22 protein-coding genes are annotated in these 22674 nt (G+C 62.8%); 20 read left to right on the top strand and 2 right to left on the bottom strand.

Annotated elements, in window-relative coordinates; all coding sequences use genetic code 11:
* Positions 1–23: 23 nt before the first annotated feature.
* On the bottom strand, positions 24–881 hold the full coding sequence (metF, locus tag PAE61_RS17385) for a methylenetetrahydrofolate reductase [NAD(P)H] (RefSeq protein WP_271113595.1): 858 nt from the start codon (positions 879–881) through the stop codon (positions 24–26).
* 81 nt (positions 882–962) lie between these two features.
* Between metF and PAE61_RS17390 the strand changes: the two genes are divergently transcribed.
* The 13 genes from PAE61_RS17390 (at position 963) to PAE61_RS17450 (ending at position 13819) form a co-directional block, all read left to right on the top strand.
* The gene (locus tag PAE61_RS17390; protein WP_271115188.1) at positions 963–1874 is read left to right on the top strand and encodes a LysR family transcriptional regulator; all 912 of its coding nucleotides are present in this window, start codon (positions 963–965) and stop codon (positions 1872–1874) included.
* 90 nt (positions 1875–1964) lie between these two features.
* Positions 1965–2753, top strand: coding sequence for an inositol monophosphatase family protein (locus PAE61_RS17395; protein WP_271113596.1), 789 nt, complete (start codon positions 1965–1967; stop codon positions 2751–2753).
* Complete coding sequence (gene ybgC / locus PAE61_RS17400; protein WP_434803090.1) at positions 2753–3142, top strand: tol-pal system-associated acyl-CoA thioesterase; 390 nt, start codon at positions 2753–2755, stop codon at positions 3140–3142. The genes PAE61_RS17395 and ybgC overlap by 1 nt, the downstream gene beginning before the upstream one ends.
* 84 nt (positions 3143–3226) lie before the next feature.
* Complete coding sequence (gene tolQ / locus PAE61_RS17405) at positions 3227–3901, top strand: protein TolQ (RefSeq protein ID WP_271113597.1); 675 nt, start codon at positions 3227–3229, stop codon at positions 3899–3901.
* Positions 3902–3904: 3 nt separating this feature from the next.
* Positions 3905–4354: an ExbD/TolR family protein gene (locus tag PAE61_RS17410; protein WP_271113598.1), complete on the top strand. Its 450-nt coding sequence runs from the start codon at positions 3905–3907 to the stop codon at positions 4352–4354.
* 4 nt (positions 4355–4358) lie between these two features.
* Positions 4359–6077: a hypothetical protein gene (locus PAE61_RS17415; protein ID WP_271113599.1), complete on the top strand. Its 1719-nt coding sequence runs from the start codon at positions 4359–4361 to the stop codon at positions 6075–6077.
* Positions 6077–7396: a Tol-Pal system beta propeller repeat protein TolB gene (gene tolB, locus PAE61_RS17420; protein ID WP_271115190.1), complete on the top strand. Its 1320-nt coding sequence runs from the start codon at positions 6077–6079 to the stop codon at positions 7394–7396. Before PAE61_RS17415 ends, tolB begins: the two co-directional genes overlap by 1 nt.
* A gap of 22 nt (positions 7397–7418) precedes the next feature.
* Positions 7419–7982: an OmpA family protein gene (locus tag PAE61_RS17425; RefSeq protein WP_271113600.1), complete on the top strand. Its 564-nt coding sequence runs from the start codon at positions 7419–7421 to the stop codon at positions 7980–7982.
* Positions 7982–9043, top strand: a complete 1062-nt coding sequence (locus tag PAE61_RS17430) for a tol-pal system YbgF family protein (RefSeq protein WP_271113601.1) — start codon at positions 7982–7984, stop codon at positions 9041–9043. Before PAE61_RS17425 ends, PAE61_RS17430 begins: the two co-directional genes overlap by 1 nt.
* Positions 9033–10262: a tRNA lysidine(34) synthetase TilS gene (tilS, locus tag PAE61_RS17435; protein ID WP_271113602.1), complete on the top strand. Its 1230-nt coding sequence runs from the start codon at positions 9033–9035 to the stop codon at positions 10260–10262. Before PAE61_RS17430 ends, tilS begins: the two co-directional genes overlap by 11 nt.
* Positions 10263–10324: 62 nt before the next feature.
* Positions 10325–12220, top strand: coding sequence for an ATP-dependent zinc metalloprotease FtsH (gene ftsH, locus PAE61_RS17440; protein WP_271113603.1), 1896 nt, complete (start codon positions 10325–10327; stop codon positions 12218–12220).
* A gap of 327 nt (positions 12221–12547) precedes the next feature.
* Positions 12548–12853 (top strand): chorismate mutase, encoded by a 306-nt coding sequence (locus tag PAE61_RS17445; RefSeq protein WP_271113604.1) that lies wholly within the window; start codon positions 12548–12550, stop codon positions 12851–12853.
* An 87-nt stretch (positions 12854–12940) separates the two neighbouring features.
* Positions 12941–13819, top strand: a complete 879-nt coding sequence (locus PAE61_RS17450) for a bifunctional methylenetetrahydrofolate dehydrogenase/methenyltetrahydrofolate cyclohydrolase (RefSeq protein ID WP_271113605.1) — start codon at positions 12941–12943, stop codon at positions 13817–13819.
* A gap of 51 nt (positions 13820–13870) precedes the next feature.
* Here PAE61_RS17450 and PAE61_RS17455 read toward each other — a convergent pair whose 3' ends face one another.
* Positions 13871–14044 carry a DUF1674 domain-containing protein gene (locus tag PAE61_RS17455; protein ID WP_271113606.1) on the bottom strand — a complete coding sequence of 58 codons (174 nt, stop codon included), beginning with the start codon at positions 14042–14044 and terminating at the stop codon, positions 13871–13873.
* A 54-nt stretch (positions 14045–14098) separates the two neighbouring features.
* Here PAE61_RS17455 and PAE61_RS17460 point away from each other — a divergent pair, with 54 nt between their 5' ends.
* The 7 genes from PAE61_RS17460 to PAE61_RS17490 all read left to right on the top strand — a co-directional run bounded on the left by PAE61_RS17460 (position 14099) and on the right by PAE61_RS17490 (position 22655).
* On the top strand, positions 14099–15388 hold the full coding sequence (locus PAE61_RS17460) for an RsmB/NOP family class I SAM-dependent RNA methyltransferase (RefSeq protein ID WP_271113607.1): 1290 nt from the start codon (positions 14099–14101) through the stop codon (positions 15386–15388).
* Positions 15385–17034: a heparinase II/III family protein gene (locus PAE61_RS17465; RefSeq protein ID WP_271113608.1), complete on the top strand. Its 1650-nt coding sequence runs from the start codon at positions 15385–15387 to the stop codon at positions 17032–17034. The genes PAE61_RS17460 and PAE61_RS17465 overlap by 4 nt, the downstream gene beginning before the upstream one ends.
* 33 nt (positions 17035–17067) lie before the next feature.
* On the top strand, positions 17068–18657 hold the full coding sequence (gene purH, locus PAE61_RS17470; protein WP_271113609.1) for a bifunctional phosphoribosylaminoimidazolecarboxamide formyltransferase/IMP cyclohydrolase: 1590 nt from the start codon (positions 17068–17070) through the stop codon (positions 18655–18657).
* On the top strand, positions 18657–19295 hold the full coding sequence (gene lspA, locus PAE61_RS17475) for a signal peptidase II (protein WP_353620367.1): 639 nt from the start codon (positions 18657–18659) through the stop codon (positions 19293–19295). The genes purH and lspA overlap by 1 nt, the downstream gene beginning before the upstream one ends.
* 31 nt (positions 19296–19326) lie before the next feature.
* Positions 19327–19839 carry a DUF3035 domain-containing protein gene (locus PAE61_RS17480; RefSeq protein ID WP_271113610.1) on the top strand — a complete coding sequence of 171 codons (513 nt, stop codon included), beginning with the start codon at positions 19327–19329 and terminating at the stop codon, positions 19837–19839.
* A 93-nt stretch (positions 19840–19932) separates the two neighbouring features.
* Positions 19933–21342 carry a M16 family metallopeptidase gene (locus PAE61_RS17485; protein WP_271113611.1) on the top strand — a complete coding sequence of 470 codons (1410 nt, stop codon included), beginning with the start codon at positions 19933–19935 and terminating at the stop codon, positions 21340–21342.
* The gene (locus tag PAE61_RS17490) at positions 21339–22655 is read left to right on the top strand and encodes a M16 family metallopeptidase (protein ID WP_271113612.1); all 1317 of its coding nucleotides are present in this window, start codon (positions 21339–21341) and stop codon (positions 22653–22655) included. The genes PAE61_RS17485 and PAE61_RS17490 overlap by 4 nt, the downstream gene beginning before the upstream one ends.
* Positions 22656–22674: the final 19 nt, after the last annotated feature.

The following is a 22674-nucleotide window of genomic DNA, read 5'->3' on the forward strand; positions in this document are numbered from 1 at the left end:
GCCAGGCCGGGTTCTGTCCCCGCTCAGGCAGCCAGTTCCGTCCCGCCGATGCCCAGATCCCGGCACACGGCCAGCGTCATTTCCGGCTTGTTCAGCGTATAGAAATGCAGATGCCCGACCCCGCCATCCATCAGATCGCGGCACAGCCTGGTGCAGAGATCATGGGCAAGGCTGGCCTCGCCTTCGGGTCCGGCCTTTTCGAAAGCCTCGATCGCCCAGTCCGGCACGGTCGTTCCGCAGCGTGCGGCGAATTTCCGGGTGCCGTTCCAGCTTTGGATCGGCAGGATCCCCGGATGCACAGGCGCATCTATGCCCGCCGCGGCGCAGGCGTCGCGGAATCGGAAAAACGTTTCGGCATCGAAGAAGAACTGGGTGATCGATGACGACGCACCCGCTTCGATCTTGAGCTTGAGGAACCGGACATCCGCCTCGGTCGAGCCGCCCGAATCGGGATGAGGCTCGGGATAGGCACCGGCCCGGATGGTGAAACCGCCCCGCGACGCAATCGCTTCGATCAGGTCGATGGATGAGGAAAACCCGTCCGGATGCGCCGTCCAGCGATCCTGACCCTGAGGCGCATCGCCGCGAAGCGCCACGATTTCGCGCACACCCGCCTGCGCATAATCATCGACGATCTGCATGGTTTCTTCGCGGCTGGCATCCACGCAGGTCAGATGCGCGGCGACGTTCAGCCCATAATGATTATGCAGCGCCGCCACAGCCTCATGCGTCAGCTTGCGCGTGGTTCCGCCCGCGCCATAGGTCACCGACACGAAATCCGGCGACAGCGGCGCAAGCGCCCGCGCCGTTTCCCACAGCCGGAATGAGGCGTCCAGATTGCGGGGCGGGAAGAATTCGAAGCTGACGGCGGTCTTGTTCATGGTGGCGTTCCTTTCGGGGGCCTTGTGCCATGTCAGGCGGCGTGAGACAAATTCATAATCCACATGATTATCATGAGACAGATGCATCTAGAACTGCGACATCTTCGAACCATTCGCGCAATCCATGAACAGGGCGGTCTGGCGCGTGCGGCGGATATACTGAACATCACTCAATCGGCGCTGTCCCATCAGGTCAAGGCTCTTGAGGATCAGGCCGGGGTGGATCTGTTCGTCCGCCGCTCGCGGCCCATGCGCCTGTCAGCCGCCGGTTTGCGGCTGCTGCGGCTGGCAGAGCAGGTGCTGCCGCTTGTCGAGGCGGCGGAAGCCGAGATCGAGGGGGTCGGAGACGGGCGCGTCGGCCAGTTGCATATCGCCCTGGAATGCCATGCCTGTTTCGACTGGGTTCTGCCGGTGCTGGACAAATTCCGCCGCGCCTTTCCCGAGGTGGATCTGGATATCCGCCAGAGGCTCGCCTTCACCGCCCTGCCGGCCTTGCAGCGCGAAGAGGTCGATCTGGTAATTTCGATGGACCCCGAGCCATTGCCGGGGATCCATTTCGAGCCTCTGTTCGATTATTCTCCAACTCTCGTGGTGCCAGCGGGTCATCCACTTGTGGCGCGTGGCTTCGCCCGGCCCGAGGATCTGGCCGCTGAAAGCCTGATCGTCTATCCTATGACCCGCTCGCGGCTGGATGTGTTCTCGGAATTCCTGACTCCTGCCGGGATCGAGCCGCGAGAGATACGCGAGATCGAACTGACCGATGTATCCCTTATGCTGGTTGCCGCCGGGCGCGGTGTCGCGGTGATGCCCGACTGGGTTTTGCAGCGCCATGCTGGCAATCCAGAGCTGGGTTTCGTGAGGCTTACGGAAAGCGGTATCCGCCGCACCGTCCATGCCGGAATTCGCGAGGAACTTGCTCAGCACGCCTATATGCAGCATTTTCTCAGACTGGCGCGGACCGAGGCGGTGCGCTCGACCCGGCCTCCGCGATGATCCCTGCCGCACCTTGCCCGGAGGCAATGGCTTCCATTTGCACCGCAGAGGGCCTAAACCCCCGCCAAACCGAATTGCAGGAGCAGCGCGATGCCAAGCGCCAATATGAACGTCATGATCAAGGCGGCCCGCAAGGCAGGGCGCAGCCTGGTCAAGGATTTCCGTGAGGTCGAGAATCTTCAGGTCTCGGCCAAGGGCGCGGGCGATTTCGTCAGCCGTGCGGATAAAGAGGCCGAACGCATCATCAAGGAAGAGTTGCGCGGCGCACGTCCGAATTACGGTTGGATCGGCGAGGAAACCGGCGAAGAGGCGGGCGAGGACCCGACCCGCCGCTGGATCGTGGACCCGCTGGACGGCACGACGAATTTCCTGCACGGCTTGCCGCATTGGGCCGTTTCCATCGCGCTGGAACATAAAAGCGAGATCGTTGCAGCGGTCATTTTCGACGCCGCAAAAGATGAGCTTTACACCGCCGAAAAAGGCGGCGGCGCATGGATGAACGGGCAGCGTCTGCGGGTCTCGGGGCGCCGTCAGATGATCGAATCGATCTTCGCGACCGGGGTTCCTTTTGGCGGGCGCGGCACGCTTCCGGCAACGCTGAAGGATCTGGCGCGGCTGATGCCTCTGACAGCGGGCGTCCGGCGGTTCGGCTCTGCGGCGCTGGATCTCGCCTATGTCGCGGCGGGGCGCTATGAGGGCTATTGGGAGCGCGGCATTCATTCCTGGGACGTTGCGGCGGGTATCCTCCTGGTCAAGGAAGCGGGCGGCTTCGTCGAGGCGATCCGCGGCGAAGGTCCGGTCGTCGATGCCGGGAATATCGTCTGTGCGAATGCTCAGCTTTTCGGCCAGTTCGCCGAGATCATCCGGACCCGCGACTGATGCATCTCTGGCCGGTTCGTGTCTATTACGAAGATACCGATCTGGCCGGGATCGTCTATTACGCCAATTATCTGAAATTCATCGAACGCGCCCGGACCGAGTGGATCCGTGAACTGGGCATCGACCAGTCACGGCTAAAGCAGGAAAGCGGCGCGGTTTTCGCTGTCCGGCGGGTCGAGGCGGATTACCTTGCCCCGGCGGTCTTCGACGATGAACTGAGCGTGACCACACGTGTGGTCAGGATCACTCCGGCCCGGATCGAGTTGGAACAGCAGGTTTTGCGCGGCGATACGGTGCTGTTTTCCGCCCTTGTGACGCTGGCCTGTCTGGGCCCGGATATGCGACCGCGCAGGCTGCCGGGCGATCTTGCGCAACTCATGCGAAGTTGAACGGCATTTCGTTGGTCGCGCCCGGTCTTTTCTGTTAGAAATCCCGGAAATGGCCGAAAACGGCCGGGATTTTACGGGCAGAGCATGGAACAACTCGACTTTTCGCTGATCGCGCTTTTCATGCGCGCCTCGCTGATTGTGAAGATCGTGATGGTGTTGCTGATCCTCGCGTCTTTCTGGTCATGGGCGCTGATCATTCAGAAATTGCTGAAATTCGGCGCAGCGCGGACCGAGGCGGCGAAATTCGACCGGGCCTTCTGGTCGGGTGAGCCGCTGGATGATCTCTATGACAGGATGGGGGAAAACCCGCGCGGCGCTGCGGAACGTATTTTCGCCGCCGGAATGGGAGAATGGCGGAAATCGCAGGACGATGCGGGCCGGATGATACCGGGAACGCAGCAACGCATCGACCGGGCCATGAATGTGGCGATCGGGCGCGAAGAGGTGCGGCTGACGCGCGGTCTGTCCTTCCTGGCGACAATCGGATCGACCGCGCCCTTTATCGGGCTGTTCGGGACGGTCTGGGGCATCAAGACGGCGTTCGAACAGATTGCGATTGCGCAGGACACATCCCTTGCCGTGGTCGCGCCCGGCATTGCCGAGGCGTTGCTGGCCACCGCGCTTGGCTTGTTGGCGGCGATTCCGGCGGTGATTTTCTATAATAAATTCACGGCTGACGCAGACCGGCTTGGCGCGAATTATGAGAACTTCTCGGATGAGTTCTCGACGATCCTGTCCCGCCAACTGAACGAGGGCTGAGCCATGCAGGTCCAGTCCCGCAACCGGCCAGGACGTCGCGGACGCAGCCGCCGTCAGCCAATGGCGGAAATCAACGTGACGCCCTTTGTGGATGTCATGCTGGTGCTGCTGATCATCTTCATGGTGGCGGCGCCGCTTCTGACGGTCGGTGTTCCTCTGGAACTGCCCGATACCGCTGCCAATGCCGTCGCCGCCGAGCCGGAAGAGCCGCTGACGATCTCGGTTCCTGCCGACGGGCCGCTGATGTTGATGGAAGACACGATTGCCGAGGATCAGCTTGTCACCCGGCTTCGCGAAATGGCCGAGGGGCGGCAATCCTCGAAGATCTTCCTGCGTGCGGATGGCGCGATCACCTATGCGCGTGTGATGCAGATCATGGGGGCGCTGAATGCGGCAGGGTTCAATAATATCGTGCTCGTGACCGACACGGGCGGGCCGCGGATGGACGGCTGATCCGATGCTGGATCCGCTTGAGGTTGCAGAACAGGGCAGGGACCGCGCCGAGCGTATCGGTGTGTGGGTGTCGGGTATTGCCCACAGCTCTCTGGTCGTGTGGGCTGCGGTCGGTGGGGCGTTGTTCGCCGCCGATGACAACCCGCCGCCGCAGATTGCCGAGGTGGTGACGATTTCTGCGCAGGAATTCGAGGAACTTGCCGCAAGGTCGCGCGGGGCCGGGCCGGTAGGGCAGGCGGATGGCGCGGCGCCTGTGCAGCCAGAGGCTCCGGGGGATACGACCGCGCCGGAAGGCCCCGATCTGGCGCTTGACGTGCCACAGCCGGACAGCACTGCGACAACGCTGCCTTCTCCGGCAACCGATGCGGAACCGGCACCGGATCTGAGCGATCTTGAACAGGCCAACCCGCCCGTGGATGTCGCGACGCTCGCGCCCGAACCTGCGCCGCTTCCACCGTCACAGGACGATTCGCCCGCCGCGCCTCTGCCCGACGATATGCCCGAGATCGCCGTGCCGGACCGCCCGGACGCGCCGGAATCGGGTGAAGTGCCGGAGCCGCCCGAAGCCGAGCCGGTTTCGGAACTGGCGCTGACCCAGTCCAGATACCCGCCCGAGCGCCCCGAGGGGCTGCGCGAGGCGGTTCTGGCCGCAAGGCAGCAGGCTGAAGCGGCGGCTGCGCAGGCGGAAGCCGAACGTCAGGAAGCCGAAGCGCAACGCGCCGAGGAAGAGCGTCAGGCCGCCGAGGCTGCCGCTGAACGCGCAGAACAGGAACGTCTGGCGGCGGAAGACGCCGCGCGTGAGGAAGAACAGCGCCGTCTTGCAGAAGAAGAACGCGCCCGGGAAGAGGCCGAGCGTCTGGCAGCGGAACGCGCCGAAGCCGAACGGCTTGCCGCTGAACGGGCCGAAGCGCAGCGTCTGGCCGAAGAGGAAGCGCGGCGCGAGCAGGAGCGTCTGGAAGAAGAACGCCGCCGGGCCGAGGAAGCCCGCATCGCCGAGGCTGAACGGCAAGCGGAAGAACGGCGCCTCGCCGAAGAGGCTGCCCGCCGTGAGGAAGAAGCCCGCATCGCCCGCGAAGCGCGTGAGCGTGCAGCGGAAGAAGCCCGCGCCCGCGCCGAGGCCGAGCTTGCGCGTGAGACGGCTCTTGCCGAAAGGCTCGCTGAACAGGAGCGTCTTCAGCTTGAGGCGCTGAATGCTCAGGAAGCGACCCCAAGCCCGTTTGACGGCAATGCGCCTGAGGGCGAGGGCGAAGGGGGCGGGTCCGATGTGCTGACCGACGCGTTGAATGAGGCGGGGGCGACGACCCTCGATCTGGACGAGCTGGACGATGTGCTTGCCGATGCAATGGGCGAAACCCGACCTTCGGAACTGCCGCGTAACGAAGCGGTCGAGATTGCCTCGGTGCCGATGACCGCCGAGGAACGGGAAGGGTTCCGGGATGCGGTGCAAAGCTGCTGGAATCTCAGCGCCCTCTCGACCGATGCGGCGGAAATGCGCGTGATCATCGGCTTCCAGATGGATCGCGACGGCATGCCTGATCCCGAAAGCTTCCGCATGGTTGACGACCCCGAACCCGACAGCGCCCGGCAGCAGGCATTCGAAGCCGCACGCCGCGCGGTTCTGCGTTGTGCGGGTGAAGGCTATGATCTTCCTGCCGACAAGTATTTCGAATGGGACGATGTCGAGATGACGTTCTCGCCCTCTGGCGTAGAGGAGATCGAATGATGTTCCGTCTGGTGGTGCCGCTGGTTCTGGCTGGCGCGGCGGCGATGCTGCCCGGTGCGGTCGCGGCGCAGGATGAGCCTCTGCGGATCGAGATCACCGAAGGCGTGATGCGGCCCATGCCGATCATGCTGCATTTCGAGGGGCCGGACAGCGAGGACGGCCTGGTCGGTGATATCCGCAGCGTGATCGCCGAAGATCTGCGCGGCACCGGGCTGTTCGAAATCGTCTCACCCGAGGAAGGTCCGTCTGCCGGGTTCGACAGCGCGGTCGATTATGTCGGCTGGCGCATGACGCAGACTGAAGCGCTTGTGGCGGGGCGAGTCAGCCTGACGGGCGATAATATCGCGGTCGGTTTCCGGCTTTTCGATATTTTCGCCGGTGAGCCTCTTGGCGACGGGATGCAGTTCGATGCGCCGCGCGAGGGCTGGCGGCGGACCGCGCATAAGATCGCCGACCAGATCTATACAAGGATCACCGGCGAGGATCCCTATTTCGACAGCCGCATCGCGTTTATCGGTGAAACCGGACCGGCAACGCGACGGGTCAAGCGTGTCGGCGTGATGGATTATGACGGGGCGGGGGTGAAATGGCTGACCGCGCCCGATGATCTTGTCCTCTCGCCGCGCTTTTCTCCGGATGGCGGGACCGTGCTTTATACCAGTTTTGCCTCGGGTATTCCGCAGATCATGTCTCTGGATGTCGAAACGGTCGAATCGGTCCCGGTTACGCGGGACCCCAAAGCGATGAGCTTTGCGCCGCGATATTCCCCTGACGGAGAATGGATCGCGTTTTCGCGCGAGACGGCGGGGAATACGGATATCTGGATCATGCAGGTGTCGAATCCCGGTTTCGTGAAGCGGCTGACGCTCGGTCCGTCCATCGACACTGCGCCGTCATGGTCTCCGGACGGGCAGCAGATCGCCTTCGAAAGCGACCGCTCGGGCGGGTCGCAGATTTATGTGATGCGGGCGGATGGATCTGCACCGCGCCGGGTGTCCTTCGGTGAGGACGGCGCGGATTACGGAGAGCCTGCATGGTCCCCGCGCGGCGACCGGATCGCGTTCACGCGGCATTCCGGCGATGGATCGCAGATCGGCATCATGCGTCCGGATGGCTCGGACGAACGGCTTCTGACGACCGATTCCCGCAATAGCGGGCCAAGCTGGGCGCCGAATGGTCGTGTGCTGATCTTCACACGGCTGGATGGCGAAGACGACCGGCCGGCTCTTCATTCAGTAGACATCACGGGTCGAAACATGCGACCTGTTGCGCTGAGTGAGGCAGCCTCGGACCCTGCATGGGGACCGCTGCTGCCCTGAGCAAGGCCGAGGAAACGAATTGATGCGTGTGACCCTGACGATGATTGCCGCGATTGCGGCCCTGTCGGCGTGCAACATGCCGTCCGACCCGCAGGTCGTGTCGGCTCCGGTTGCTGATCTGTATATGACCGGGCCTGACGGGACGGCGATCTATCGGGGCGATGTGAACCGTCCCGGGACGCGGCTGCCCGGCGATCCCGGCACCGGGATGACGGCCCCGGGGACCTCATTCGCGGCGGCGGGCGATACCGTCTATTTCAGTGAGGCAGAGGCGACCCTCTCCGACGATGCCCGCGATACGCTGACCCGGCAGGCTGCATGGCTGACCCAGAATGCGGCATATCCGGTCATGGTCGAGGGTCATGCCGATGAGCCGGGAACCAGAGAGTTCAACCTTGCGCTTGGCGCCCGCCGGGCGACCTCGGTGCGGGAATATCTGGTCTCGAAAGGTGTTGCCGCTAATCGCATCCAGACAGTGTCGTATGGCAAGGAACGCCCGGCCTCTATCTGCGCGTCCGAAGCAAGCTGTCTGGCGCGGAACCGCCGCGCCGTCACGATTGTCGGCCAGACTCAGGCGGGGACATAATGCGGTCTGCCCCGGCAATTCTGGCCGGGATGCTGGCATGCATTCCTTTCGGCGCTTTGGCGCAGGTGAGTGAACTTGATCCCGGCGTGGTCGAACTGAACGATCCGGCGCTGATCGAGGGGCTTGAGGCGATGCCCTCTGCCGATTTGCTGCCTGCCGCTGAAGATATCGCCGCGACAGTGGATGCAGAGAATGAGGCCGCGCGGATACAGGTCGATGACCAGACCCTTGCCGATATGCAGGCGGATCTGAGGGCGGTTTCTGCGGACCTACAGGCGCTGCGTGCCGAGCTTCTGGCCTCTGGTGCCGAAGGATTCGCCGCCGCTGGCGGAGATACGGCAATCGACCGGATGAATGCGATGGAAGCGCGTCTTGCGGAACTGACCGAGCAGACCGAACAGCTTTCGAACCGGATCAGCCGTATCGTCGCGGATGGCACGAATCGCATCGGAGATATCGAGTTCCGCTTATGCGAACTGGATCAGAACTGCGATCTTGGCGCTTTGATGACCAGCCAGCTTGGCCAATCCGGCGCGGCTCTGCCGTCATCCGGCGGGGGCGCAGGGATGTCCGCATCCGGCTCAGGCATCAGCGCCACCACGCTACCGCCGATCTCGGAACCCGATACCGGGGCGACACCGCCGACCGAGGAAGAGAAGCGGGAATTCGATGAGGCCCGCGCGGCGGTCGATGCGGGTCAGTGGCCCGAGGCGATTCTGCAACTCGATCATCTCATCTCTGCCCATGCAGGCGGACCCCTGACGGCTGAAGCGCTGTATCTGCGCGGGGTGGCACAGGACGCAAGCGGTCAGGTCTCCCTTGCTGCCGAATCCTGGCTTCAGGCGTTTTCCGCCGCGCCCGACGGTGCGCGTGCACCCGCCAGCCTGTTGGCATTGTCCGGGGCGATGATCCGGCTTGGCGACGCGAAAGATGCCTGCCCTTATTTCGCGGAACTGACGACGCGTTTCCCCGGATCTCCCGAAGCCGCAACTGCCGCCGAACAGGCGCAGCAGGCCGGATGCGCTGATGCGACATCGGCGGAGGGGGAACGTGCCGAGTGATCCCGGTGACGTGCAGAGCCGCGCTTTCGCGGCGCTCGACCGTCTCGCGGCAGAGTTTCCGGCGATGGGGATTGCCTTATCTGGCGGAGGCGATTCGGTCGCGTTGATGCATCTTGCATCGCGTTGGGCGCAGGCGGGCGGCATTCGTCTGGCCGCTGCGACGGTCGATCACGGGTTGCGCTCCGAATCGGCGGTCGAGGCTCAGCAGGCTGGCAGGGCGGCAAAGGCGCTTGGCCTGCCGCATCGGGTGCTGCGATGGACGGATCGGGATAACTCCGGCAATCTCATGGCGAATGCGCGTCTGGCCCGGCAACGGCTTCTGGCCGGTTGGGCAGAAGAGATGGATCTGCCTGCCGTGCTGCTTGGCCATACTCGGGACGATATTGCCGAAACGCTGTTGATGCGGCTTGGGCGCGGGGCCGGGATTGACGGTCTTGCGGCCATGTCTGCGCGGCGTGAGGCTGCCGGGCGGGCTTGGCTGCGGCCTCTGTTACAGATCGGACGGGTCGAGCTCCGGCATTGGCTGAAACAGAACGGTATCGGCTGGACGGATGATCCGAGCAATGAGAATGAGGATTTCGAGAGGGTCCGTGCGCGGAAGGCGATTGCGCAGCTTGATCTCGATCCGGCGGCGCTTGCCATGTCGGCTCAGAACCTCGCCGAGGCGCGGGATGCGCTGAATTCTGCCATTCTGCCACTGGTTGAAACTGCACAGATTCGCGGTGGCTCGGTTCTGCTAGATCGCGGTCTTTTCGATGCCAGCCCGCAGGAAATGCGGCGCAGGCTGATCATAGCGGGAATCCGCCATGTCACCGGGGCCGCCTATCCTCCGCGTCGTCCGGGGGTGGATTACGCGCTTCAGGCACTCGCTTCGGGCAAGCGTGCGACGCTGGATGGCGCGGTTCTGGACCCGTCATCCGGCCTGCTGATCCATCGTGAGCCCGCCGCCGCGATGCAGGGGGATCTGGTTGGCGATATCTGGGATAATCGCTGGCGGATCAGCGGGTTGAGGCGAGAGGACAGGGTCCTTGCACTTGCTGCCGATGCTCCTTGCGTGGACTGGCGCAGCGCCGGGCTGACCCATCTTGAGGCGCAGGCCCTGCCGACGATTCACCGGGGCTGCGACATCATGGTTCCGTCGCTTTTCCCGGAAAACGGGCTGACGGCGGTTCCGCTTCGCGGTAGACTGGAATTTAACCGTTTGTTGCTTGGGCATTGAACCCCGCCCCTGAATCCCTATTTTCACGACAAACATACATTATCCCGCCGGAGGACCGCCCTTTGGGTAACGCACGTAACATCGCATTCTGGGTCGTTCTGTTCCTGATGATCCTGATGCTGTTCAACCTGTTCAGCGACGGTGCCTCGCAGATGAACAGCCGCCAGATCAGCTATTCCGATTTCGTTGAGCGGGTTGAGAATGATCAGGTCGCCTCTGTCACCATCGATGGTGAGGTGATCAATCTGCGGACCAATGACGGCAATCAGTTCACCACGGTACGTCCGCAGGGCGAGGAAATCGCCAATGAGTTGATCGCCAATAACGTTGAGGTCCAGGTCGAACGGCAGCAGCAATCCGGCTTCATGTCCTTCCTCGGCGTCTGGTTGCCCTTCATCCTGCTGATCGGGGTCTGGATCTTCTTCATGAACCGGATGCAGGGCGGCGGCAAAGGCGGGGCGATGGGTTTCGGAAAATCCCGTGCCAAGCTGCTGACCGAAAAACATGGCCGCGTGACCTTTGACGACGTTGCGGGGATCGACGAAGCCAAGGAAGAACTTGAAGAGATCGTCGAATTCCTGCGCAATCCGCAGAAATTCAGCCGTCTGGGCGGCAAGATCCCCAAGGGTGCGCTGCTGGTGGGCCCTCCGGGTACTGGTAAGACCTTGCTGGCCCGCGCGATTGCGGGTGAGGCGGGTGTGCCGTTTTTCACCATCTCGGGTTCTGACTTCGTGGAAATGTTCGTGGGTGTTGGTGCATCCCGCGTCCGGGACATGTTCGAGCAGGCCAAGAAATCCGCGCCCTGCATCGTCTTCATCGACGAAATCGACGCGGTGGGCCGCGCCCGTGGCGTCGGTATCGGCGGTGGCAATGACGAACGCGAACAGACGCTGAACCAGCTTCTGGTCGAGATGGACGGGTTCGATGCGAATGACGGCGTGATCATCATCGCGGCGACGAACCGCAAAGACGTGCTGGACCCGGCTCTGCTGCGTCCGGGCCGCTTTGACCGTCAGATTCATGTGCCGAACCCGGATATCAAGGGCCGCGAGAAGATCCTCGATGTGCATGCCAAGAAAGTGCCGCAGGGTCCTGATGTCGATCTGCGCATCATTGCGCGGGGTACGCCGGGCTTCTCGGGTGCGGATCTGATGAACCTCGTGAACGAGGCCGCGCTGATGGCGGCGCGAATCGGGCGGCGTTTCGTCACGATGGAAGATTTTGAGAACGCCAAGGACAAGGTCATGCTGGGTGTCGAGCGTCGCAGCATGGTGCTGACGCCCGAACAGAAGGAAAAGACCGCCTATCACGAGGCCGGACACGCCATTGTCGGTCTGTCTCTGCCGAAATGCGATCCGGTCTATAAGGCGACGATCATCCCGCGCGGTGGTGCACTTGGCATGGTGGTCAGCCTGCCCGAGATGGACCGGCTGAATTTCCACAAGGACGAGGCCAAGCAGAAACTGGCCATGACGATGGCCGGAAAGGCTGCCGAGATCATCAAATATGGTGAGGAAGGCGTCTCGAACGGTCCGGCTGGCGATATTCAGCAGGCCAGCCAGTTGGCCCGGGCGATGGTGATGCGGTGGGGCATGTCCGACAAGGTCGGCAATATCGACTATGCCGAGGCGCATGAGGGATATTCCGGCAATACCGGGGGGTTCTCGGTTTCGGCTGCCACCAAGGAACTGATCGAACAAGAGGTACATGGCCTGATCGAAGAAGGCTATGACGAGGCTCGCCGTATCCTGATCGAGAAGGAAGAGGAATTTGAGCGTCTCGCCAAGGGTCTGCTTGAATATGAGACCCTGACCGGAGAGGAAATCGGCAAGGTCATTCGCGGTGAGGCGCTTGGCGGGGACGATGATACGCCGTCGTCGGGTATTCCTCAGGTTAGCTCGGTTCCCAAGGCGGGTGGTCGCGCTCCGGGTTCGGGTGAGCCGGTTCCGCAGCCCTGATCACGCTTCAGGTGCATGACAGGATGAAAACAAAAACCCCGGCCAGCAGGACCGGGGTTTTTTGCTGTGTAAAAATCGGCGTGGCAATATAGGCCTACAGGACCATCAGGACCGAGGCACCCACCACCAATGCAAGGGCAAAGCCCAGATTGATAACGACGCCAATCTTATCCATGGCGCTTCCTTTCATTGCGGCATAAGGCCGCTCTCACATATTAAAACGTGTCGCCGGTTCCAGAGTTCCTGAAACCCTGCGAGGTTGCTGCGCTGCGGCAATTCTGCAACATTCGGGTTGCGCTGCCGGGACGGTGACGGCATGACTCGGGCATGGCGCATGAAGATATCTCCGATATGGCGGCCCTGCGGGCCCGGATCGACCAGCTTGACGCGAAGCTGATCGAATTGCTGGCGGAACGCAGCGGGCTGATCGACCGTGCCGCCCGGATCAAGGCGCGTGACGGGTTGCCCGCCCGGATCGAGGCCCGTGTGGCCGAGGTCGCATCGCTGGCGCGCAGCCGTGCCTCGTCCGCCGGGCTTGATCCCGATCTGGCGGAACGGATCTGGCGCATGATGATGGAGCATTTCATCGCGCAGGAAGAGGCCTTTCTGGGCAGCAAGCAGAACAGCGAATAACCCCTCTGTGGCGATTCTGGCTGTGGAATTCGGGGACGCGATGGACTAGTTCGTTTTTTCGATATGAAGGCGGCTCAGAGGAACGACATGACAGCGACGCGAATTGACGGGAAAGCCTATGCTGCTGAATTACGGCGAAATGTCGCGGATCAGGTTGCGGCGCTGAAGCGCGACCATGACATTATTCCCGGCCTCGCCGTGGTTCTTGTGGGGGAGGATCCCGCCAGCCAGATCTATGTGTCCTCGAAAGGCAAGCAGACCGTCGAGGCGGGCATGAAAAGCTTTGAGCACCGCTTGCCCGCGGATGCCTCGCAGGCCGATCTTCTGGCTCTTGTGGGCCGGCTGAACGCGGATTCAAGCGTTCATGGCATCTTGGTGCAATTGCCTCTGCCGGATCACATCAACGAATCCGAGGTCATCAACGCGATTTCCGTGCGCAAGGATGTGGACGGGTTCACCGTGGCGAATAGCGGGCGGCTGGCGACGGGGCAGCGGGCGATGGTTCCCTGCACGCCGCTTGGCTGTCTGATGCTGCTGCGCGATCAGCTTGGCGATCTGTCGGGCAAGGAGGCCGTGGTGATCGGGCGCTCGAATATCGTCGGCAAGCCTATGGCGGCGCTGCTGACCGCCGAGAATGCGACAGTGACGGTGGCGCATTCCCGGACCAAAGACCTGCCCGACGTGGTGCGCCGCGCCGAGATCGTCGTGGCTGCGGTCGGCAGGCCGAAAATGGTGACCGGCGACTGGATCAGGCCCGGCGCAACGGTGATAGATGTGGGCATCAACCGCACGGATGACGGTCTGGTCGGGGATGTGGATTATGACAGCGTGGCCGGGGTTGCGGGGGCGATTACTCCGGTTCCGGGCGGGGTCGGGCCGATGACCATCGCCTGCCTGCTGGCCAATACGCTGACGGCCTGTTGCCGCGCGAACGGATTGCCGGACCCAGAAGGGCTGACGCTGTAAGCAGCCCGGATCAGCCCCGGCGCAGGGTCGTTCCATACGCCGCGCCTGTTCTCAGAAGTCGACGCAGAGCCCTTTTTTCTCGTAATCGCCATAACGGATGGGTTCCGGCCCGTCGCGGCCTCCGAGCTCTGTCGGCAGCTTCAACTCGGCTGCCTGCTTGCGGCGCTCTGCGGCTTCGGCAAGGGCGCGTTGCGCCTCGGGCGGCAAATCGCGTTTCTCGGACATAGCGGGCGGCCTTTCATTGCGGTAACAGGATGGAATCTAGGGAAAGGACCGGTATTGGACAAGGCAAAGGCACAGGCGCCACGACAGCATGCGGCGAGAAAAGGCGCATTGAGGCTGATTTCGGGCGTACAGGATGGCGTGGCCCTGTCCGATCAGGCGGGCGCGATCTCGCGGCTGGCGCCTCCGGATCGGGCGCGTGCGCAGCGGTTGGCGCTCAGCGTGCTGCGCAATATCGATCGCGCCGATTCCCTGCTGGTTCAGCATGTGTCGAAGAAACCACGGCCCGAAGTGCTTGACTTGTTGCGTCTGGCAACGGTTGAGATGCTGGAGGCGGGCGAGGCTCCGCATGGTGCCGTCAACGCAGCGGTCGGTCTTGTGCGCGGCATGGGGCCAAAGGGAAGGGCGGCGGCGGGGATGGTGAATGCGGTGCTGCGCAAGGTCTCGGTGCAAGGCGAGGCGTGGCGGGACTTGCCTCCTGAAGAGATGCCGGACTGGCTGCGCGGTTCCGTGATCGCGGCATGGGGCGAGGATGTTACGGCAAAAATCGAGTTAGCGCATCAAAATGGCGCACCGCTGGATCTGACCTGCAAGCCGGGTCTGGATGCGCCCGGCGACCCTTTGCCGACCGGGTCCTTCCGCCTTCGCGATGCGGGTCAGATCAGCAATCTGCCGGGCTACGATTCGGGCGAGTGGTGGGTGCAGGACGCCGCAGCCGCGATGGCGGCGCGGGTATTGCAGCCGCAGCCCGAGGAAAACATCGTGGATCTCTGTGCCGCGCCGGGAGGCAAGACATTGCAGATCGCCGCATCCGGTGCGCATGTCACGGCGGTGGATATCTCGGCGGCGCGGCTGACGCGTTTGCGTGAAAACCTTCAGCGCTGCGGGCTGAGCGCCGACATCGTCGAGGCTGACGCTCTGGAATGGCAGCCGGATACCGCGCCGCATGCGATCCTTCTGGATGCGCCTTGCTCTGCCACCGGCACTATTCGCCGTCATCCTGATTTGCCGTTGATTCGCGACGGTTCGGCGGTGTCCGGTCTGGTCGAGTTGCAGGCCCGGCTGATCGACCGGGCGGTTTCGATGCTGCGTCCCGGCGGCAGGCTGGTTTTTGCGACATGCTCCCTGCTGCCGGAAGAAGGTGAAGCACAGCTTGCGGCAGCTTTGTCGCGTCACCCAGAATTGCGTGTCGAGATGCCGGATCTGCCGGGGATCGCGCCGGAATGGATCACCGCAGGCGGCGGGCTGCGGTTACGCCCGGATTACTGGCCGGATCTTGGCGGGATGGACGGGTTCTTCATCGCCCGTCTGCGCAAACCAGAGGCAGAACATCGGGTGGCCGGATGAGCGATGCCGCGCCTCCCTTCGGTTTCGTTTTTCAGCCTGCGATTCGTGGCCTCGGTTCGGCTATGCGCGGTCAGCAGATGCTGGACGGAAGGCTGAACCTGACCGGAGGATATATCGAAGGCGATCCCTTTGGAACTGCACCGGTTCCCGCAAATATCGCGGAGGAGTTTCACGGGTTCGGCTGGCTTGACGATCTGGTCGCAGTGAACAGCGCGAAATCGCGGGACCTTGCGCAGCGGCGTGTGCTGGACTGGATCGCAGCTTATCCGAAACCGCCGGGTGAAAGCTTCGATCCGCAATGGCGGGCGGATGTGACCGGGCGAAGGGTCCTTCGCTGGATACTGCATTCCGGGCAGATCCTGCCGGGGCTGGACCGGAACGGCGCTCAGCCGTTTTTCGACAGTCTTCACGCGCAGCTTGCCCTGCTGGAAGGCGCCGATGCCGAATCGGGAAGGTCGCGCATCGAGGCTCTGTCGGGCAGGGCGATTGCGGCCATGTCGCTGCGCGGGGCCGAAACCCGTGTGCCGCCCGCGCTTGAGGCGCTTGCGCGGGAGGTCGAAAACAGCCTGCACCGCGATGTCATGCACAGCCGCGATGCCGAGGCATTGCTGACCTGCCTGTCCCTGCTTGGCTGGGTCAGGGAAACCGCCATTGCAACCGGGCATACCCTGCCGCGACAGATAGACGCTGCGATTGAAGAGATCGTGCCGGTCCTGCGGGCCTTGCGCCATGCGGATGGCGGATTGCCGCGTTGTCATGGCAGTGGGCGCGGCGTGTCGGGGCGGCTGGATCACAGCCTGCGCATGGCATCTGGTCCCGCCGACCCGGCCCGGGGTCACGCGATAGGCTATGCAAGGCTGGCCCGTGCCCGCGCGACGGTGATTTTGGATGCCTCGGCCCCGCCTGCCGGTGCGGCGGCGGCCCATGCCCATGCCTCGACCCTGGCGATAGAGTTCACTTCGGCCCGGCATCCGATCATCGTGAATTGCGGCTCGGGCCGTCATTTCGGCGGGGCATGGCCTCGCGCCAGCCGGGCAACGGCCTGTCACTCGACCTTATGCCTTTCGGGGCTGAGTTCAGCCAAGCTTCTGCCGCCAGACGGGAAGGGGAATGAGCGTCTGACCCTGTTGCCGCAAAAGGTCTGGGCAGGGAAATGCGACAGGGACGGCAATCTTCTGCCCCCGGATCAACCGCTCGCATCGCCGCATGAGGCGGAAACGATCCTGTCGGGTCATGATGCCTGGCAGGGGACGCACGGGCTGACTCATCTGCGCGAACTGTACCTGTCCCCCGATGGCGATGAACTGCGCGGAGAGGACACGCTTGCCGCTCTGGATGAAGATGCAGAGGACCGGCTGAGCCGGGCCTTGCAGGAATCCGGCGGGATCCGCTTTGAAATCCGCTTTCATCTGCATCCCGCGATCACGGCGATACCGGATGGCGATGCGGTCCGGCTTGAACTGCCGGGGAATGAGGAATGGTATTTCAGTCACGATCTTGTGGCCGGGCTGACGCTGGAGCCCTCTGCCTATCTTGAGGCAGGCGAGCCGGAGCCTCTGGCGTCGTCCCAGATCGTTCTGCGGCAAACTCTGCAGACATATGCAATGCAGATTAGCTGGACCTTGATGCGGGCAGGCGCTAGCTAGGCGCTGAACCGAAAGCAATGCCTCAAGGATGATATGCCGCAAGACATCGTTCCGCTGAAACGTGCCCTGATTTCCGTCTCAGACAAAACCGGGCTGATAGACTTCGCGAGGGGGCTTGATGAAGCCGGCGTCGAGATCCTGTCTACGGGCGGTACGGCGAAGGCCCTGCGCGATGCCGGAATCGCCGTCAAGGATGTCTCCGAGGTCACCGGCTTTCCCGAAATGATGGATGGCCGGGTCAAGACGCTGCATCCGGTGGTGCATGGCGGGCTGCTTGCCCTGCGTGACGACGATGCGCATATGAAATCGGCGGCAGAGCATGATATCGGCATGATCGACCTGCTGGTGGTCAATCTCTACCCGTTTGAGGAAACCGTCGCGAAGGGCGCGGATTACGCTGAATGTGTCGAGAATATCGATATTGGCGGCCCTGCGATGATCCGCGCCGCTGCCAAGAATCACGCCTATGTCGGCGTTGTCGTCGATGTTGAGGATTATGACGCGGTGCTGAAGCAGCTTGCCGCGAAGGGCGGGCTACATCTGTCGATGCGCAAATCTCTGGCGCAGACCGCCTATGCGCGGACAGCGGCCTATGATGCTGCCGTCTCGGGCTGGATGGCTGACGCGACCGGCACCGAAACGCCGCGCCGCAGGGTCTTCGCGGGAACGCTGGCGCAGGGGCTGCGCTATGGCGAGAACCCGCATCAGCGTGCCGCGTTCTATACTACTGCCGAGACTCGTCCCGGTGTTGCTTCGGCGCGGCAATGGCAGGGCAAGGAGCTGTCCTATAATAATATCAACGATACCGACGCCGCGTTTGAGCTAGTGGCGGAGTTCGATCCGGCGGACGGTCCGGCCTGTGCCATTATCAAACACGCCAATCCCTGCGGCGTCGCGAGGGCGGAAAGCGCCGAAGAAGCCTATCGCCGGGCCTATGATTGCGACCGTACCTCGGCATTTGGCGGTATCATTGCGCTGAACCAGACGCTTGACGCGGATACGGCCCGTGCCATCAGCGAGATCTTCACCGAGGTTGTGATCGCTCCCGACGCCACTGACGAGGCGAAAGAGGTTTTCGCGGCCCGCAAGAATCTGCGCCTGCTGACCACGGGCGGATTGCCCGATCCCGGTCAGGGCGGCATGGCGTTCCGGCAGGTTGCGGGCGGGTTTCTGGTCCAGTCTCGCGATAATGGCCGGGTTTTGCAGGCGGATCTGAAGGTCGTCACGCAGCGCCAGCCAAGCGATGAAGAACTTGCGGATCTGCTGTTTGCCTGGACCGTCGCCAAGCATGTCAAATCGAATGCAATCGTCTATGCCAAGGATCTGGCGACGGTCGGCATCGGTGCCGGTCAGATGAGCCGCGTCGATTCGACGCGGATCGGGCGCAGCAAGGCGCAGGATATGGCCGAAGCGCTGTCTCTGCCGCTTCCGCTGACGACCGGGGCCGCGGTGGCATCCGATGCGTTCTTCCCCTTCGCCGATGGGGTCGAGGCACTGGCCGATGCGGGCGCGGCTGCGGTTATCCAGCCCGGCGGTTCGGTGCGCGATGCCGAGGTGATCGCCGCTGCCGATGCCCGCGGTCTGGCGATGGTGTTCACCGGTCAGCGTCATTTCCGCCACTGATGGCCAAGGAAGCAACCAAAAGCGCCGCCGCATCGACCGGCAAGGCAAGGAAAGCTCCGGGGACGCAGCCGAAAAAGGCGTCTGCGGCGAAGAAGGATGCTGCTGCGCAGACCGCTTCGACGCATACGCTGCGCGTCCTCGTCTGGGTTGCGGCTGCGATCATCGCGCTTGATCAGATCAGCAAATATTATGTCGTCCATGTCCTGCGGCTTGATCGTGTGCGGGAGATCGAGCTTCTCCCGCCCTGGGTGAATCTGCATATGGCATGGAATCAGGGGATGAATTTCGGGCTGTTTTCCTCGTCCGAGAACTCTACCCGTTGGGTGCTGATCGCCATCGCCGTGGCGATCTGTGTCTGGGTGTGGCTGTGGGTACGCAAGACCCGGCCGGGATGGTTTGCCCAGATGTCGGCGGGCCTGCTGATCGGCGGAGCAATCGGAAATGTGATTGACCGCATCGCCTATGGCGCGGTGGCGGATTTCCTGAATATGTCCCTGCCGAACTGGCAGAATCCGTACAGCTTCAACGTCGCGGATATCTCGATCTTTGCGGGCGCGATCGGGCTGATCCTGCATCCTCCGCAGCCGAACAAGGCGGATGAAGACAAGACCCGTGACGCGCCCGGAAAATCCGGTTAGAACGGGCAGCAATGATAAACGGGGGACCGGAATGCGGGCAATCTGGGCATTGATCGGGGCGGCGGCTGTTGCTGCCTGTTCCAACGATCCGCGTCTACATAATATTACGGCCGGTCAGGATACGCCCGATGAGTTCGCGATCGTTCCGACGCGCCCCCTGCTGCTTCCGCCGGATCTGAACCAGTTGCCGCAGCCGACTCCGGGCGGGACGAATCTGACCGACCCGAATCCCAAAGGCGATGCGGTGGCGGCCCTTGGCGGCGATCCGCAGCGTCTGACACCTTCGGGGATCGGTTCTGCCGATGGTGCATTGGTCAACTATACGTCGCGGCTCGGCGTGACGCCGGGTATTCGTCAGCAGGTTGCTCAGGAAGATGTTGAGCTGCGTGCCAGCCGTTCCCGCCGCTTGCTTGAGGTCTGGGCGAAGACCGATGTCTATTATCGCGCTTATGAACCAATGACACTGGATAGCTGGGCCGAAAATGAGCGCTGGAAACGTGCGGGTGCGCGGACGCCATCGGCACCGCCGCTTCTGGACGAGTAATCGGATCGCGGGCCCGGTCACCGGGTCGTGATTTGCCCGCCGCGCCGCGCGACGCCATCTTCGCGCTGCTTCTGCCCCGTGAAAGGATCGCCGATGCGCGCGTTTTTACTGGCCGCAACGCTGGCTACCACCTTTGCCGCCCCGCTTCATGCCGAGATGCCTCCTGGTATCAGCAGTTTCACACTGGATAACGGCCTTGAGGCTGTCGTGATCGAGGATCACCGTGCGCCTGTCGTGGTCCAGATGGTCTGGTACAAGATCGGGTCAGCCGATGAAAAACCTGGCAAGACCGGGCTTGCCCATTATCTTGAGCATTTGATGTTCAAGGGTACGGAAAAGCTGGAACCCGGAGAGCTTTCCAAGACCGTCACCGCGAATGGCGGCATGGATAACGCCTTCACCAGTTATGATTATACCGCGTATTTCCAGCGCATCGCCTCGGACCGCCTGCCGTTGATCATGGAGATGGAGGCCGACCGGATGGAAAATCTGCGCATCGGGGAGGAGGACTGGCAGGCCGAACGTCAGGTCGTGCTGGAAGAACGTGCGCAGCGCACCGACAGCGATCCCTCGGCGCTGTTCCGGGAAGAGCGCGGGGCGGCTCAGTTCCTCAATCACCCCTATGGCCGCCCGGTGATCGGCTGGCGGGCCGAGATGACCGGGCTGACGCGTGAGGATGCTCTGGACTGGTATGACAGATATTACGCGCCGAATAATGCGATCCTGATCCTTGCTGGGGATGTGACGCCGGATGAAGCCCGACGTCTTGCCGAGGAGTATTACGGCCCGATCCCCGCCAAAGAGGACGTGGCCCGCGAAGAACGCCCGCAGGAACCGGAACAGCGAGCCCCGCGCCGCATGGTCATGCATGATCCGCGTGTGCCTCAGCCGGTCATGACGCGGACCGTGCTGGTGCCGGAACGCGATCCGGGCGAACAGGAAATGGCGGCGTCTCTGGCCGTACTGGCCGAACTGATCGGCGGTTCGGCGCAGACCTCGGTTCTGGCGCAGGAACTGATGATGACCGGCAAGGCCATTTACGCAAGCGCTGCCTATGACGGTTTTGCGGTGGACCCGACGAATTTTTACATCTCGATGGCTCCGGTTGACGGCGTTCCCATCGAAGAGGCCGAGGCCGCGCTTGATGAGGCCTTGGCAAAGTTTCTGGAGGAAGGCCCCGACCCCGATCAGCTTGAGCGGGTCAAGACCCAGATCCGCGCCGCCGAGATCTATTCACGAGATTCCGCGCATGGCCGCGCCTATGATTACGGTCAGGGTCTGGCAACCGGGCTGAGCGTCGAAGATGTGAATGACTGGCCCGATCTGCTGGCGGATGTCACGGCGGAAGATGTCGCCGAGGCGGCGGAACTGGTGCTGAACAGCACTGCGACGGTGACGGGATGGCTGCTGCCTGCCGAATCGGATGAGCCGACCCCGGGTGATGTGCCGCAGGCCCCTGACGCTTCCGGGCCGGAACCCATGACCGAGGAGGCCGCCGAATGAGCTTTCTGCGTGTAATCGCCTTTGTTTCCGCCAGCGCGATCGCTTCGCAGCCGGTCCATGCCACCGAGATTCAGGAAATCACCACGCCATCCGGTGTGACGGCATGGCTGGTCGAGGATCACTCGATCCCGTTCACGGCGCTGAACTTCGCCTTTCGCGGCGGGGCAAGCCTCGATGCGCCGGGAAAGCGCGGTGCGATCAATCTGATGACCCACACGCTTGAGGAAGGCGCGGGTGAGATGGATGCGACCGGCTTTGCGGCGGCGGTCGAGGAACTTGGCGCGGGGATAGATTTCGATGTCGGCGACGACGCGCTGACCGTTTCCACCCGGATGCTGACCGAAAACCGCGATGAGGTGGCCGATCTGATCGCCTTGGCGCTTGCCGATCCGAGCTTCGATAATGACGCGGTAGAGCGGGTCAAGGGACAGGTCCTGGCCTCGATCAGGGCCGAGGATAATGATCCGCAGGCCATTGCCACGAAGGCTGCGGCAAAGGCAGCATGGGGGGCGCATCCCTATGGCAGCTCGATTAACGGGACGGCGGATTCCGTCATGCCTCTTGGTCCGGTCGATCTGGTCGAGGCGAAGAACCGCGTCATCGCGAAAGATCGCCTGATTGTCGGCGCGGCGGGGGATATCGACGCCGAAGAACTTGGCGCTTTGATCGACCGGATCATCGCCGATCTGCCAGCCGAGGCGACCGCGCCCCTGCCTTCGAAGGCAGAGTTTCTGGCCGATGGTGGCGTCGAACTGATCGAGTGGAACAGCCCGCAAACCGTGGTGAGCTTCCTTCAGCCTGCGCCTGAAATGGATGATCCCGATTATTTCGCGGCGTTCGTTGCCGATCACATTCTGGGCGGCGGCGGTTTTTCCTCGCGGCTGATGGAGGAGATTCGCGAAAAACGCGGGCTGACCTATGGCGTTTATACCTCGCTGGTGAACGGTGTGTACGGCGCAAGCTGGCAGGGCGGGATGGCAAGCTCTAACGCATCGGTGGCCGAGGCGGTCGAACTGACGCGGCAGGAATGGGCGCTTATGTCCGAAGGTGTGACGGATCAGGAACTGGCGGATGCCAAGACCTATCTGACCGGAGAATATCCGCTTCGCTGGAACGGTAACACCAGAATCGCCGGTATCCTGACGGGAATGCAGCTTATCGGCTTGCCCATCGACTATCCCGACACGCGGAATGGCCTGATTGAGGCTGTGACCGCTGATGATGTTGCCCGCGTTGCGCAGAAATGGCTGGATGCGGATGCGCTGCAATTCGTGCTGGTTGGGCAGCCCGACGGGATAGAAGCAGCGGAATAAGTTAAGGCCGCGCCATCAT

It is taken from the genome of Paracoccus aerodenitrificans (assembly GCF_027913215.1).
Classification (GTDB): Bacteria; Pseudomonadota; Alphaproteobacteria; order Rhodobacterales; family Rhodobacteraceae; genus Paracoccus; species Paracoccus aerodenitrificans.

Coding starts and splice junctions, on each gene's coding strand:
- PAE61_RS17430 (WP_271113601.1), top strand. CDS start 7,982: ATGCGGTCTGCCCCGGCAATTCTGGCCGGGATGCTGGCATGCATTCCT.
- PAE61_RS17480 (WP_271113610.1), top strand. CDS start 19,327: ATGCGGGCAATCTGGGCATTGATCGGGGCGGCGGCTGTTGCTGCCTGT.
- PAE61_RS17410 (WP_271113598.1), top strand. CDS start 3,905: ATGCAGGTCCAGTCCCGCAACCGGCCAGGACGTCGCGGACGCAGCCGC.
- ybgC (WP_434803090.1), top strand. CDS start 2,753: ATGCATCTCTGGCCGGTTCGTGTCTATTACGAAGATACCGATCTGGCC.
- PAE61_RS17450 (WP_271113605.1), top strand. CDS start 12,941: ATGACAGCGACGCGAATTGACGGGAAAGCCTATGCTGCTGAATTACGG.
- PAE61_RS17425 (WP_271113600.1), top strand. CDS start 7,419: ATGCGTGTGACCCTGACGATGATTGCCGCGATTGCGGCCCTGTCGGCG.
- PAE61_RS17390 (WP_271115188.1), top strand. CDS start 963: ATGCATCTAGAACTGCGACATCTTCGAACCATTCGCGCAATCCATGAA.
- PAE61_RS17395 (WP_271113596.1), top strand. CDS start 1,965: ATGCCAAGCGCCAATATGAACGTCATGATCAAGGCGGCCCGCAAGGCA.
- PAE61_RS17485 (WP_271113611.1), top strand. CDS start 19,933: ATGCGCGCGTTTTTACTGGCCGCAACGCTGGCTACCACCTTTGCCGCC.
- PAE61_RS17455 (WP_271113606.1), bottom strand. CDS start 14,044: ATGTCCGAGAAACGCGATTTGCCGCCCGAGGCGCAACGCGCCCTTGCC.
- metF (WP_271113595.1), bottom strand. CDS start 881: ATGAACAAGACCGCCGTCAGCTTCGAATTCTTCCCGCCCCGCAATCTG.
- tolB (WP_271115190.1), top strand. CDS start 6,077: ATGTTCCGTCTGGTGGTGCCGCTGGTTCTGGCTGGCGCGGCGGCGATG.
- PAE61_RS17415 (WP_271113599.1), top strand. CDS start 4,359: ATGCTGGATCCGCTTGAGGTTGCAGAACAGGGCAGGGACCGCGCCGAG.
- PAE61_RS17465 (WP_271113608.1), top strand. CDS start 15,385: ATGAGCGATGCCGCGCCTCCCTTCGGTTTCGTTTTTCAGCCTGCGATT.
- PAE61_RS17445 (WP_271113604.1), top strand. CDS start 12,548: ATGGCGCATGAAGATATCTCCGATATGGCGGCCCTGCGGGCCCGGATC.
- PAE61_RS17490 (WP_271113612.1), top strand. CDS start 21,339: ATGAGCTTTCTGCGTGTAATCGCCTTTGTTTCCGCCAGCGCGATCGCT.
- purH (WP_271113609.1), top strand. CDS start 17,068: ATGCCGCAAGACATCGTTCCGCTGAAACGTGCCCTGATTTCCGTCTCA.
- tolQ (WP_271113597.1), top strand. CDS start 3,227: ATGGAACAACTCGACTTTTCGCTGATCGCGCTTTTCATGCGCGCCTCG.
- lspA (WP_353620367.1), top strand. CDS start 18,657: ATGGCCAAGGAAGCAACCAAAAGCGCCGCCGCATCGACCGGCAAGGCA.